Raw genomic sequence first — 13,746 nt, 5'->3', positions numbered from 1 at the left:
TGCCTCCTTGGGGTGCTGGCGCGGTGTTCCGGCCGATATTGATTTTTGTACTGTCTTGCATAATATGGGTTGGGTCAAGGGATTTAATGCGAAATGGTACAAAAAAGTAAGAAGCCGCCAACTGCTGCCAAAATCGACGCGCCGGTCGCGCCGAAGCGGCGTGGGCGGCCGCGCGCCTACGAGCCCGATGTCGCGCTCGGCAAGGCGCTCGATCTGTTCCGGCGCGACGGCTTTGCGGCGACCTCGCTCGACGATCTCTCTGCCGCCACCGGCATGAACCGGCCGAGCCTTTATGGCGCGTTCGGCGACAAGCGCGCGCTCTACATCAAGAGCTACCAGCGCTATCGCGACGAGGCGCGTGCCGCGATGGTCGACATCTTCGGCGCCGAGGCGCCGCTGCGGCAGCGGCTCGAGCGCATCTACAAGATCGCGCTCGACATCTATCTGTCGGGCGAGAGCGGCCCGCGCGGCTGCTTCACGGTGATGACCGCGGCGTCGGAAGCGGTCTCGGATCCGGATATCCGCAGCATGGTGCTGGAGGGCCTCGTCGGGCTCGACAAGGCGTTCGCGTATTGCTTCCGCCTTGCCAAGGAGCGCGGTGAGCTGCCTGAGGCAGCCGACGCAACCGCGCTGGCGCATCTCGCCTCCGCCACCGTCCACACCATCGCGATCCGCGCCCGCGCCCGCGTGCCGCGCAAGGAACTCGAGGCGATCGTGCAGGGCGCCATCGACGTGATGTGCGGGCCGAAATAGCCGCGGAATTTCCGCGGCGGCAAATGTCGGCATCTGACTTTTCCGACCGTCTTCCGTAGACTGCCTTCATTCACGGAAACGGAACATCATGGGAAAAGTCAGGACTTCGGCATTCACGGTCTCGATCGACGGTTTTGGCGCCGCTCCGAACCAGAGCCTCGAAAATCCATTCGGCGAGGGCGGCATGGCGCTGCCGGCCTGGTACCTCGGCACGCGGACCTTTCGTGAAATGTTCGGCCAGGAAGGCGGCGGCACCGGTCTCGACGACGAGTTCGCCCGCAAGTCGATGGACAATGTCGGCGCCTGGATCCTCGGGCGAAACATGTTCGGTCCGATCCGCGGCCCGTGGCCGGATCATTCCTGGAAGGGCTGGTGGGGTGAGGTTCCGCCGTACCACACGCCGGTGTTCGTGCTGACCCATCACGCGCGACCGGACCTCGAGATGCAGGGCGGCACCACGTTCCACTTCGTGACCGACGGCATCGAAGCGGCGCTGCGCCGGGCGCGCGAGGTCGCGCAGGGCAAGGACATCCGGGTCGGCGGCGGCGTGTCGGTGGTGCGGCAATTCCTGCAGGCGGGATTGCTCGACGAACTGCATCTGGCGCAGTCCCCGGTGCTGCTCGGCGCCGGCGAGAACCTGTTCGCCGGGCTCGATCTGCCGCGCCTCGGCTATGCCGTCGCCGCGCATGTCGCGAGCCCCCACGCCACGCATCTCACCTTCACGCGCAAATCGTAATCAGTCGCGCCGCGTCACCGCCGAAAATCGGAGGTTGACGCGCGCTCGATCCGGCCGTATTTAACCTATAGGTTATTTAACCGATACGGAAAGTACGAATGCAGCCCGATCCCCTGAGCTCGACGTTTGCGGCGCTCGCTGATCCGACCCGACGGGCGATCCTGGCGCGGCTCGCGCTCGGCGAGACCTCGGTGATGGAACTGGCCGCGCCGTTCGACATGAGCCTGCCGGCGATCTCGAAGCACCTGAAGGTGCTGGAGCATGCCGGACTGATCTCGCGTGGCCGTGAGGCGCAGTGGCGGCCGTGCCGGATCGCGCCGGTCGCCTTCAAGGAGGTCGACGGCTGGCTCGGAAACTTCCGTCGCTTCTGGGACGAGAGCTTCAACCGCCTCGACGGCCTGCTCGAGGAGATGAAGGCGGACGAGGCGGCCAAGGCTAACACCAAGGCCCCGCCGCGGAGCAAACGTAAGGTCAGGGTAAAAAAGGAGAAGCAAGGTGGACGCACGCGTGGATAGCAAACTGAAGATCACCACCCCGTCGGATCTGGAGATCGCGATGACGCGGGAGTTCGACGCGCCCCGGCATCTGGTGTTCGATGCGATGACCAAACCGGAATTCGTGGTCCGCTGGCTCGGCTGCGGCGCGATGACGATGCCGGTCTGCGAGATCGATTTGCGCGTCGGCGGCGCCTATCGCTTCGTGTTCCGCTCGTCCGACGGGATCGAGCACGTGTTGACCGGGACCTATCGCGAAGTGGTGCGTCCGGAATACGTCGTATTCGGCGAAACCATCTCCATGCCCGGCTTCACCAGCGAGGAATACCAGGTGACGTCGATCTTCACGGAGATGGGCGGCGGCAAGACCAAATTGACGACGATCATCGAGCACCCCAACAAGGAGGCGCGCGACGGTCACCTCAATTCCGGCATCGAAAAGGGCGTCGAGCCGGCCTACGACCGGCTGGCCGACGTCGTCGCGACAATGGGTTAACGGGCGGCCGGGCGCGACGAGAAATGCAGCACTGAACCGTAGCCCGGATGCAGCGGAGCGAAATCCGGGAACAGTCTCGCCGAGGATAGGGTGGCCCCGGATTTCGCTGCGCTGCATCCGGGCTACGCGTTGACGTCAATACCCCCGCGTCCGGTCCACCATATTCTCCAACGCGCCGCCGGCCTCGAAGCGCGTGATCTGCGCCGCGACGTATTTCGAGATCGCGTCGGCGTCGGTGTCGGCGGCGTTGTGCGGCGTCAGCACCACTTTCGGGTGGCTCCAGAACGGGCTGTCCTGCGGCAGCGGCTCGGTCTCGTAGACGTCGAGCGAGGCCGCACCCAGCGTGCCGTCGTCGAGCGCGCGCAGGATGTCGGGCTCGTTCTGCAGCCCGCCGCGGCCGGCATTGATGATCACGGGCGCGCCGAGCGGGCTGTCGCGGTTCAGCTTTGCAAATACGTCGCGGTTCAGGACATGCCGCGTGTCCGGCGTCAGCGGCAGCAGGCAGACCAGGATGTTGCTCCGGCGCAGGAACGCATCCAGCCCGTCGGCGCCGTGGAAGCAGGCGATGCCGTCGATCTGCTTTTCGCTGCGGCTCCAGCCGACCACGCGGAAGCCGAGCGCGCGGAGCGCGTGCGCCGAGGCGGCGCCCAGCGTGCCGAGCCCCATGATGCCGACGGTGAGGGCGCCCGCCGCCCACTGGTATTTCGGCTCCCAGCGCTTCACGCGTTGCGACTCGCGCAGATAAAGCTCCTGCCGGTGATGCATCAGCACATGCAGCACGACATATTCGGTCATCCGGTCGGTGAGATCGCCGACCGCGACCCGCACCAGCGGCACGTCGGGCAGCGAGCGGTCGGCCATCAGCGCGTCGACGCCGGCGCCGAGGTTGAAGATGACGCGCAGGTTCCTGAACGCGGCGAGCTCGCCGGGATTCGGCTTCCACACCGCGGCATAGTGCACCTCGGCCGGATCGAGCGCTCCGTCCGGCAGCAGCACCACGCGGCGGTCGGGGCATTCAGCCTCGAACCGCGCCTTCCAGCGCGACGGCAACCAGTTCTGCGAAGCACTGTTCACCAGCACCGCAAGCGTGCCTTTACCCATCCGGATACCTCCGCTCCAATGTGATGTATGTCACATAACCCAGTGACCATCCCCGGTTTCCTGCCATCAACAGCAGAGAACTTCCATGCGCAAACTGGTTCTGATCGCAGCTTTCGTCCACGCTTCGGCGGTCACGCATGCCGCCCATCGCGAGCCCGCATGAAGTTGCAAAATCGTTGACGCAATCTCGTCACGCGAACCGGCGTGCGAACTTGCGGCGCCTTCGGAATCCGTTCGCAAAATTTCTTTCGACCCCTGTCGGCGGCGGGCATAATCGTTCGTTCTTGGAAATGAACGGAGATGCCTTTCCGATGATGTACGCCATCCTCTGCTATCACGACGAAGATCAGGTCGGTTCCTGGACCAAGGAACACGACGCGGACGTCATGCAAAAGCTGCTCGTGGTGCAGACGGAGCTTGCCAGGCAGGGCCGGCTCGGCCCGGTGGCGCGACTGCTGCCGACCACCGCCGCCACCACGCTCCGCAAGGACGACCCGCCGCTGGTGCTGGACGGCCCCTATGCCGAGACCAAGGAACAGCTGCTCGGCTTCTACCTCGTCGACTGCAAGAACCTCGACGACGCGCTCGACGTCGCGCGCGATCTCGGCAAGGCCAATCCCGGCGGCACCTACGAAATTCGCCCGGTCGCCTACTACAACCGGGTGGGAGAGCAATCGTGACCGATTCCGCCTGGATCGATGCCGCGCTGACCTCCGCGCGTCCCCAGGCGGTCGGCGCCCTGCTGCGCTACTTCCGCAACCTCGATACCGCCGAGGAAGCGTTCCAGAACGCCTGCCTGCGGGCGCTGAAGAGCTGGCCGCAGAACGGCCCGCCCCGCGACCCTGCGGCGTGGCTGATCATGGTCGGCCGCAACGTCGCGATCGACGAGGTCCGCCGCAACAAGCGGCAGCAGCCGCTGCCCGAGGACGACCAGGCGATCTCCGACCTCGATGACGCCGAGGACGAGATCGCCGAGCGGCTCGACGGCTCGCACTACCGCGACGACATCCTGCGGCTGCTGTTCATCTGCTGCCACAAGGACCTGCCGGCGACGCAGCAGATCGCGCTGGCGCTGCGCATCGTCTCCGGCCTGTCGGTGAAGCAGATCGCGCGCGCCTTCCTGGTGTCGGAGGCGGCGATGGAGCAGCGCATCACGCGGGCCAAGGCGCGCGTCGCCGACGCCAAGGTGGCGTTCGAGACGCCGGGCGCGATCGAGCGCAGCGAGCGGCTCGCCTCGGTCGCCGCCATGATCTACCTGATCTTCAACGAGGGCTATTCGGCGAGCGGCGATACCGCCGAGATCCGCTCGCCGCTGTGCGAGGAGGCGATCCGCCTCGCACGCCTGTTGCTGCGGCTGTTCCAGAGCGAGCCGGAGATCATGGGCCTCACCGCGCTGCTGCTGGTGCAGCACGCCCGCGCCGCGGCGCGGTTCGATGCCGACGGCCAGGTGATCCTGCTCGAGGATCAGGACCGCGGACTGTGGAATCAGAAGCTGATCTCCGAAGGGCTGGCGCTGATCGACAAGGCGATGCGTCACCGCCGCAGCGGGCCATACCAGGTGCAGGCGGCGATTGCCGCGCTGCACGCCCGCGCCGAAAAGCCCGAGGATACCGACTGGGCGCAGATCGATCTGCTCTATGGCGCGCTCGAGGTCATGCAGCCGTCGCCGGTGGTGACGCTGAATCGCGCGGTAGCGGTTTCCAAGGTGCGGGGCGCCGAAGCCGCGCTCGAGCTGATCGAGCCCTTGGCGCCGCGGCTCGCCAACTACTTCCATTATTTCGGCGTGCGCGGCGCCTTCCTGATGCAGCTCGGCCGCAACGAGGAGGCCCGCGTCGCCTTCGACCGCGCCATCGCGCTCGCCAACACCACCGCCGAAGCCGCCCACATCCGCATGCACATCGACCGCCTGATGCGCGACAGCCAGCAGCGCAGCGTCAAGGCGAAGTAGGGCGCGCGTTCTCGTGCGCTGGTCGAATGCCGGCTGAAAATCTTCCCGAGTGACGCCCCTCTCCCCAACTCTCCCCCCTTGCGGGACGTGTCTCTCATCAAACGCTCCCGAAAAAATCTTCACCGCCCTTGTCGGTCCCGGATGCCTTCGTTCGTCTTGATGGCAGAGCATCACCAAATCTTACGGAGCCAGTCATGGCGATCATCGTCGATACCGAAGTCGGAAAGCCCTCCCGCATCATCGGCAGCGTCATGAGTGGCGTCGTCGTCCTGTTCCTGCTGTTCGACGGCGCGATGAAGCTGCTGCCGCTGACTGTCGTCACCGAGACCATGGACAAGATGGGCTGGGGTTCGAGCGATGCAATGGCGCGCAGCCTCGGCATCATCACCATCGTCTGCACGCTGTTGTATTCGGTGCCGCCGACCTCGATCCTCGGCGCGATCCTGCTCACCGGCTATCTCGGCGGCGCGATCGCAACGCATGTGCGGGTCGACAGCCCGCTGTTCACGCACTCGCTGTTCGGGCTCTATCTCGGCCTCCTGCTGTGGGGCGGGCTGTACCTGCGCGACGGCACCCTGCGCACGCTGCTTCCCTTCCGCCGCTGAGCTATTGTTGAACCCATTTAAGGAGACCCGTCATGTTCGAGACAATTGTCATCATCGCCGTCATCCTCGCGATCGCGATTGCCGCGATCCTCATCCTCGCGGCGATGAAGCCGGACACGCTGCGGGTCACGCGCACCGCCAGCATCAAGGCGCCGGCGGAGCGGATCTATTCGCTGGTCAACGATTTCCATCAGTGGGTCGCATGGTCGCCCTACGAGAACCGGGATCCCGCGATGAAGCGCAGCTATGACGGCGCCGAGCGCGGCCAGGGTGCGGTCTATGCCTGGGACGGCAACAAGAATGTCGGCGCCGGCCGGATGGAGATCCTGGAGACGCAGGCGCCGTCGAAGATCGTGATCAAGCTCGACTTCTTCAAGCCGTTCGAAGGCCACAACACCGCCGAGTTCACAATGCTGCCGCAGGGGGATGCGACCACCGTCACATGGGCCATGTATGGTCCGGCCGTCTTCATGTCGAAGGTGATGCAGGTGTTCATGAACCTGGATCACATGATCGGCAGGGATTTCGAGGTCGGTCTCGCCAATCTGAAGAAGCTGACTGAAAAATAGAGCGTAGCGTTTTCGAGCGAAGTGGACACCGGTTCGCGTCAGGAAAACGCGTCAGACAAAAGTATTACGCAAGGAGCACGCGATGCAGGTCAACCCCTATCTCTCCTTCGACGGCAATTGCGACGCCGCGCTGAAGTTCTACCAGAAGGTCCTCGGCGCGCAGATCGAGGAGACCTTCCCCTATGGTGAGGGCAATCCGGAGATGCAGACGCCGCCCGGATGGAAGGACAAGATCATGCACGCCCGGCTCTCGATCGACGGCGAGATCATCATGGCCTCCGATGCGCCTCCCGGCCATTTCCAGAAGCCGCAGGGCTTCTCCGTCGCGCTGCAGGTCGAGGATCCCACCGATGCCGAGCGCCGCTTCAAGGCGCTCTCCGAAGGCGGCACCGTCACCATGCCGTTCGGCAAGACCTTCTTCTCCAACGGCTTCGGCATGTGCGTCGATCAGTTCGGCATCCCCTGGATGGTGAACTGCCCGCCGCAGATGTAGGGCTGCCAACGGGTGGGCAAAGGCGCGCATAGCCTTGCCCACCTTACTTGCTCGGCTTCGTAGCCCGGATGAAGCGCAGCGAAATCCGGGATCACATTCTCCGCGGAGAGTCCGCCCCGGATTGCGCTGCGCTCCATCCGGGCTACGGCGCCGTCAAATGGGCCTCACCGGCAGCGCGGATAGATTGCTGCGAGATAGCGTAGCGTGGGCAAAGCGAAGCGTGCCCACCTTTCTTGCTCCGTGCGTGTGATAGTGGGCACGCTCGCTTTCCCCACCCTACGAAGCGCTACTGCTGCCGATCGATCGCCGCGAACGTGCGCCATGCGCTCGCGCGGCGCGTGCAACTTGTCCGAACAACTCAAGCCTGCCCCGCTCGCGCGCGTGCAAGGTGCACCGGCGTGAGTTGAGCGCACGGCCGCGCACAACCGGTTCTGCGACATCATTCTGATCGGCTGCGGCTCAAATCCTTCGGGAACTTTGCGTTCTTACGCCAGCGTGCGTGGTGTCGCGGACACACTTGCGGCGATTGTGTGATGAGATTCGGCACGACCGCTTGTCGCGCGCAAAGTTTTGCTCGACGTTACTTCAGTTGCTCGATGTTGCTGGGAAGCATTCCGGCACTTCGGGCGCGGTCAAAGAGAACCGGCAAGGTTCCAGGCGAGCGAGGGCGATGGAGGGCGCGACATGCATCGCGGAGCATCTGCTGTGACACGGGCTGGTTGGACGACACGGCGGCTTGCGGGGATCTGCCGATCGAGACCAGCCTCGGGCTTCGCGACCGCCGTTGTCCTCGCTGCGGGTACGCTCCCGGCAAGTGCCACCGACTTTGAGGTCTTCAACGCGGCGCAGCTCGCGAATGTCATGAACATCGCGCAGGACAAGGACAGCATCACGTTCGGTGCCAACATCACGTTGACCACCAACCTGCCGACCATACAGAACAGCATAGCCATCAACGGCGCCAACTTTACCCTGTCAGGCAACAACCAGTATCGCGGCCTCTTCGTGGAGTCCGGGAACGTCAAGATCAACGATCTCACCATCACCAATGCCCTGGCCCAGGGCGGCACCGGGGGCAGCGCGAATGGCGGAGGCGGTGGCGGTGGTGGCGCCGGGCTAGGTGGGGCGCTGTTCATTGCCACCGGGGCCAATGTGATGGTGACCAACGTCACCATGCAGGACAATCAGGCGCGCGGCGGCGAGGGCGGATTTCGAAACTCCGGCTGCAACACCTTCACTTGCGCGAGTGGTGGTGGCGGCGGCTATTGGCCCATCGAAGCCAACGGCGGCAACGCCGGCATTGGCAATGGTGGGGGAGGCAGAGGCGGCGGTGGTGACGGTGGCTTTACCGGCAGCAACGGTGACTTTGGTGGTGGCGGTGGCGGCGGCGGATCCGGAAACGGCGGGGCCGGCGGCTTTGGCGGCGGTGGCGGCGGCAGCCATTCCGAGGTCGCCGGAGGTGGCGGTTTTGGCGGGGGAACGGGCGGTACCTTCGGAGGCCTCGGCGGCTTGGCCGACGGGGGAGGTGGCGCCGGTCTCGGTGGCGCGATCTTCGTCCAGCAGGGCGGCTCTCTCAATTTCGGCGGCTCGCTCCGCATTAGCGGAAATGCCGTCGCCGGCGGTGGCTGCCCAGAAGGATGCGACCCGAATTCCGGTCCCTCTACCGGCCAGGGCATAGGGTCAGGTATTTTCCTTCATGGCAGCGGGGCGCTCAACGTCGCCCCGGCCGCTGGCCAGACATGGGTCATCAGCGACGCCATCGCGGATGTGGCCGGCTCGGGCGGCACGACCGGGAGTTGGTCTCTCGTCAAGAACGGTGCCGGCACCACCATCCTCGGCGGCGCGAACACCTATTCCGGCGGCACCATCGTCAACGCCGGCGTCCTTCAGGGAACCGCCACCTCGCTGCAGGGCAATATCCGCAACGACGCATCGGTCGTGTTCCAGTTCGGCGGCACCTATGCCGGCAACATGACCGGCACCGGCTCCCTCACCAAGATCGGGCTCGGCACGCTCACGCTCACCGGCGTCAACTCCTACTCCGGCGGCACAATCGTCTCGGAGGGCGCACTGCTGGGCAACGCCCTGAGCCTTGGAGGGCATATCACCAACAATTCCATCGTCATCTTCGACCTGGTGGACAACGGCACCTATGCCGGCAACATGTCCGGCACTGGCGTCCTCATCAAGAACCACCCGGGCGTTCTCACGCTTTCGGGCGCCAACACCTACACCGGCGGTACCGCGATTACCGAGGGCACACTCGTGCTCGCGCACAGCAGCGGCAACACCGTCGACGCGATCGGCCGCGGCACCGTGACGATCGACGGCGGCACGCTGCGCAATGCCACGAATGCTGAAGTCCTTCATAACGACTTCGTCCTGGGCGCCGGCGGCGCCGTCCTTGACGGCTCGATCAGCGTGGAGGGAACGATCACCGGTACCGGCTCGCTGGTTCTCCGAGGTGGGGTTACCATTTTCGGCGGTGCAGCGACCTATACGGGCGCGACCACGCTTGAATCCGGCGCGAGCCTGATATTGCTTGGCGAGAATGCGCTGGCAACGAGCACGTCGGCGTTCCGCATTGCCAACGGCGCGAGGTTCAACCTGTTTGGACGAAACGCCACCATCGGTTCGCTGGCCGATGTGGCCGGTGCCGGCGGTGTCGTGATCAATGGTGGTTTCACTTCCAATGTCCTCAAGATCGGCAGTGACAACACATCGACGAGCTTCTCAGGCACGCTCGAGGATGGACGCTTCGGCACCCTTCTCCTGACGAAAATCGGAACCGGCACGCAGACGCTTTCCGGCGCCAGCACCTATACGGGCGCGACCACGGTCGAAGGCGGCGGGCTGATCGTGAACGGTTCGATCGCTTCGTCGCAGAGCTTGACGGTGAATGCGGGTGCGATGATCGGCGGCAGCGGCGTGCTGCCTTCGACCACGATCAACGGCGGCACGCTGTCGCCCGGCAATTCGATCGGCACCATCACGGTCAACGGCAATCTGGCGTTCGGGTCGGGCAGCGTGTATCGGGTCGAGGCGTCACCGAGCGCAGCCGACCGCACCAATGTGACGGGCAGCGCGACGCTTGCCGGCACCGCGCAGGTGTCGTTCACGCCCGGAAGCGGGGTCCCCATCTCGAGCAGCTATACGATCCTGTCGGCCGCGGGCGGGCGCTCCGGCACGTTCGACGCGGTGACAGGGTTGCCGCCAAGTCTCAGCGCGAGCCTCTCCTACACGCCGAATGACGTGCTGCTGGCGCTCAAGTCGCAGGTCGGTTCGGCGTTCACCGGCACACGAAATCAGAACGCGCTGGCGGGGGCTCACGATACGGCGTTCAACGCGGGCCTGCCGGCGATCTCGGCACTGTTCGGACTGTCGAGCGCGCAGCTTCCTGCGGCACTCGACCAGCTGTCCGGCGAAGTCTATGCATCGACCGCCGGCGTGCTGGTGGACGAGAGCCGCTATGTGCGCAACAGCGTGCTCGGACGATTGCGGCAGGCCTCCTACGGCAGCGACGTCGCCATGACGGCGCTCTCGTTCGTCGGTCCACAGACCGCGTTTGCGGATGGCGAGCTCGACCATGCGCTCGCCTACGACAAGGCGCCGCTGCCGGCGAAGGCGCCGCTCGCTGTGCCGACGCCGGGCCGCGACATCGTGTTCTGGGCCGAAGGCTTTGGCGGGTCGGGCAGGTTCGACGGCGACGGCAACGCGGCTACCCTCAGGCGCGATCTCGCCGGCTACATGAATGGCGTCGATACGCGCATCGGCAGCAGCGGCCGCGCCGGCATTGCGGCGGGCTACACCTCCTCGCGCGACAACGTCGATGCCCGCGGCAGCGCCAATGTCGAGACAGGTCATGTAGCGGCCTATGGCGGCGTGGCAGCCGGCGGCTTCAACCTGCGCGGCGGCGGCGCGTTGTCCTGGCACAACATCAATACTACGCGCAGCATTGCATTCCCGGGCTTCTTCGATCGCACCACCGCGACCTACACCGGCCATACCGGCCAGGTGTTCGGCGAGGTCGGGCGCGGCTTTGCGTTCGGCAGCGTTGCGCTGGAGCCGTTCGCGGGAGCGGCCTGGGTGCGTCTCGAAACCGGCTCGGCCTCCGAGCGGGCGACCGCGGCGGGGCTGAACATCGGCGCCACCACGTTCGAGACCGGCTATTCGACGCTCGGCGTGCGTGCCGCCAGCCTGGTCCCGGTCTGGAACGAGCTGGTCCTGATCCCGCGCGTCTCTGCCTCCTGGCAGCATGCGTTCAACGATGTGACGGCGAGCACCGCGCTGGCGTTCCAGGCGAGCGGCACCGGCTTTGTTGTGTCCGGCGTGCCGATCGCGCGCGATGCACTGCTTGCGGAGGCCGGCGTCGATCTTGCGATCAGCCGCAACGCAACGGTCGGCATCTCCTATGTCGGCCAGATCGCCGGCAACGTGCAGGACCACGGCGCGAAGGGCAAGTTTAGCTGGAAGTTCTAGGCGATCGAACCAAGACGATTGATGGTACCGGAATTGTGGGGAGGGGACATGCGTAGGCGGGCAGGCTTTGCGGCGCGACTGCTGAACGAAACCTGTTTGTCGACGTCCGGGTCGCGCCTCGCGGCCACAACACTGCTCGCGGCCGGTATTCTGTCGACGGCCCTACCTGCCAAAGCCGCCGTAGTCTATTTGGTCGACAGCGATGCGACGCTAAGGAACGCGCTCAGCAAGGCCACGAACGGCGACGTCATCAACTTCGCCAAGGACATTACGCTCAGCGCGAATTTGCCTGTCGTGACCGCCAACGTGACGATCAACGGCTCCAACCTGAAACTCTCCGGCAATGGCCAGTTTCGCGGCCTGTTCGTGCAGTCCGGGACGACCACGATCGAAAACCTCACCATCGCCGATGCCAAGGCGCTGGGCGGCACCGGCGGCTTTGCGGTCTCGGGCTCCAGTTCGGAGCCCGGCGGCGGCGGCGGTGGTGGTGCCGGCCTCGGCGGGGCGATTTTTGTCGGCCGCGGCGCCAATGTCACGGTCCGCAACGTCGGCCTGCTGAACAATGTGGCGCGCGGCGGCGATGGCGGCTACTCGTCCGTGGCCAGCGGCCAGCTCTTCAGAACCAGCGGCGGCGGCGGCAGCTATTGGCCCACCGGAGCCAACGGCGGCAACGGCGGCATCTTCTTCGATGGCGGCGGCGGCACCAACGGCGGTGGTGACGGAGGTGGATCGGGCGGTGGCTTCGGCGGTGGCGGCGGCGGCGCCGCAAGCACCGTTGCCGGCGGCGGTGGCTACGGCGGCGGCGGCGGCGGCCGTGGGACCGGCGGCCAGGGCGCGCGCGGTGGCTTCGGCGGCGGCCAAGGCGGGATCGGCGGCGGCGGAGGTGCCGGTCTCGGCGGCGCGATCTTCGTCCAGCAGGGTGGAACGCTGAACCTCGATCCCGCCGGCGTAATCAACGTCTCCGGAAACTCCGTGGCCGGCGGCCTCTCGGGAGGAGGAGGAAATGCCCAGCGCGGCCAGGGCTACGGGGCGGGCATCTTTCTCCAGGGCGACGGATCGCTCAGCTTCTCACCTGAAGGCGGCCGGACATGGACCGTGAGCGATACCATCGCCGACGAAGCGGGCGCGAGTGGCGACGACTTCTCCGGCAAGTGGTCGCTCATCAAGAACGGCGCGGGCACGCTGATCCTGACCGGGGCGAATGCCTATGCGGGCCGCACCACCGTCAACGCCGGCGTCCTGCAGGGCACCTCGAACAGTCTCCGCGGCATCATCGTGAACAATGCGGCCGTCATCTTCGACCAGAACTTCGACGGCGCTTATACCGGCTTCATGTCGGGGACCGGCAGCCTGACCAAGAACGGGACCGGCAAGCTGTCGCTATCGAATAACGTGGCTTACATCGGAGCGACCAATATCAATGCCGGCACGCTCAACGTGAACGGCTCGCTGGCCAGCTCATCGGTCGTCAATGTCAACAAGGGCGGCACGCTGTCGGGCAACGGCAATTTCGGCAACGTCAACCTCAACGGCGGCACCGTCTCGCCGGGCAATTCGATCGGCACCATCCAGGTTGGCGGCAATCTCGATATGGCGCCGACCTCGCGCTATTATGTCGAGATCAACGGGCAGACCAGCGACCGCATCGAGGTGGTCGGCACCGCGAATATCCAGAGCTCGGTGTTCGAGATCGCGCACGACACCAACACGGCCGCATCGCCGGTCATCCCTGGCAAGACCTATACGTTGCTGACGACGCAAGGTGGTCTCACGGTGACGTCTCCGACTCTCACGATCGCGGACTTTCCGTTCATTGCCTTCACGCTCAGCGCCGATGCCTTCAACGGTTACCTGACGACGTCGCGAAGTGCGGTGAGCTTCGCCGACCTCGCCTCGACACCGAACGCGAAGGCGATTGCCAACGCGCTGGAGACGACGGCGACGAGCAGTCCGTTGTGGCAGAAGGTGGTCGGCGCCAGCGAAGCCCAGGCCCGTGCCGCCTTCACCAGCCTCAGCAACGCCTCGATCCACGCCAACGCGGCCGGCGTGTTGTCGGAGCAGTCGCAATATCT

12 protein-coding genes are annotated in these 13,746 nt (G+C 65.5%); 11 read left to right on the top strand and 1 reads right to left on the bottom strand.

The window, feature by feature from the left end; genetic code table 11:
- The first annotated feature begins 93 nt into the window (after nt 1-93).
- The 4 genes from JQ633_RS33980 (at nt 94) to JQ633_RS33965 (ending at nt 2,479) form a co-directional block, all read left to right on the top strand.
- Nucleotides 94-753: a TetR/AcrR family transcriptional regulator gene (locus JQ633_RS33980; RefSeq protein WP_211990192.1), complete on the top strand. Its 660-nt coding sequence runs from the start codon at nt 94-96 to the stop codon at nt 751-753.
- Between the two features lie 88 nt (nt 754-841).
- Entirely contained in the window at nt 842-1,489 is a 648-nt protein-coding gene (locus tag JQ633_RS33975) for a dihydrofolate reductase family protein (RefSeq protein WP_211990191.1), read from the top strand.
- 98 nt (nt 1,490-1,587) lie between these two features.
- The gene (locus tag JQ633_RS33970; RefSeq protein WP_211990190.1) at nt 1,588-2,004 is read left to right on the top strand and encodes an ArsR/SmtB family transcription factor; all 417 of its coding nucleotides are present in this window, start codon (nt 1,588-1,590) and stop codon (nt 2,002-2,004) included.
- On the top strand, nt 1,997-2,479 hold the full coding sequence (locus JQ633_RS33965; protein WP_211990189.1) for an SRPBCC family protein: 483 nt from the start codon (nt 1,997-1,999) through the stop codon (nt 2,477-2,479). The genes JQ633_RS33970 and JQ633_RS33965 overlap by 8 nt, the downstream gene beginning before the upstream one ends.
- Before the next feature lie 135 nt (nt 2,480-2,614).
- On the opposite strand, the gene JQ633_RS33960 is transcribed toward JQ633_RS33965, so the two are convergent.
- Nucleotides 2,615-3,580 (bottom strand): 2-hydroxyacid dehydrogenase, encoded by a 966-nt coding sequence (locus tag JQ633_RS33960; protein ID WP_211990188.1) that lies wholly within the window; start codon nt 3,578-3,580, stop codon nt 2,615-2,617.
- Between the two features lie 311 nt (nt 3,581-3,891).
- Between JQ633_RS33960 and JQ633_RS33955 the strand changes: the two genes are divergently transcribed.
- From JQ633_RS33955 to JQ633_RS35475, 7 genes are all read left to right on the top strand, one after another.
- The gene (locus tag JQ633_RS33955; RefSeq protein WP_211990187.1) at nt 3,892-4,260 is read left to right on the top strand and encodes a YciI family protein; all 369 of its coding nucleotides are present in this window, start codon (nt 3,892-3,894) and stop codon (nt 4,258-4,260) included.
- Nucleotides 4,257-5,528 (top strand): RNA polymerase sigma factor, encoded by a 1,272-nt coding sequence (locus tag JQ633_RS33950; RefSeq protein ID WP_211990186.1) that lies wholly within the window; start codon nt 4,257-4,259, stop codon nt 5,526-5,528. The genes JQ633_RS33955 and JQ633_RS33950 overlap by 4 nt, the downstream gene beginning before the upstream one ends.
- 194 nt (nt 5,529-5,722) lie before the next feature.
- The gene (locus JQ633_RS33945) at nt 5,723-6,133 is read left to right on the top strand and encodes a DoxX family protein (protein WP_211990185.1); all 411 of its coding nucleotides are present in this window, start codon (nt 5,723-5,725) and stop codon (nt 6,131-6,133) included.
- Nucleotides 6,134-6,165: 32 nt separating this feature from the next.
- The gene (locus JQ633_RS33940) at nt 6,166-6,702 is read left to right on the top strand and encodes an SRPBCC family protein (RefSeq protein ID WP_211990184.1); all 537 of its coding nucleotides are present in this window, start codon (nt 6,166-6,168) and stop codon (nt 6,700-6,702) included.
- 82 nt (nt 6,703-6,784) lie between these two features.
- Nucleotides 6,785-7,195 carry a VOC family protein gene (locus tag JQ633_RS33935; RefSeq protein WP_211990183.1) on the top strand — a complete coding sequence of 137 codons (411 nt, stop codon included), beginning with the start codon at nt 6,785-6,787 and terminating at the stop codon, nt 7,193-7,195.
- An 861-nt stretch (nt 7,196-8,056) separates the two neighbouring features.
- Entirely contained in the window at nt 8,057-11,674 is a 3,618-nt protein-coding gene (locus JQ633_RS33930; protein ID WP_283812851.1) for an autotransporter domain-containing protein, read from the top strand.
- Nucleotides 11,675-11,722: 48 nt separating this feature from the next.
- A partial coding sequence (locus JQ633_RS35475) for an autotransporter-associated beta strand repeat-containing protein (RefSeq protein ID WP_283812850.1) occupies nt 11,723-13,746 on the top strand: 2,024 nt, incomplete at its 3' end.

It is taken from the genome of Bradyrhizobium tropiciagri, assembly GCF_018130505.1.
GTDB classification, from domain to species: domain Bacteria; phylum Pseudomonadota; class Alphaproteobacteria; order Rhizobiales; family Xanthobacteraceae; genus Bradyrhizobium; species Bradyrhizobium tropiciagri_B.
Note: the sequence above shows the minus strand (reverse complement) of the source record. Positions and strands in the feature narration are given on the sequence as shown.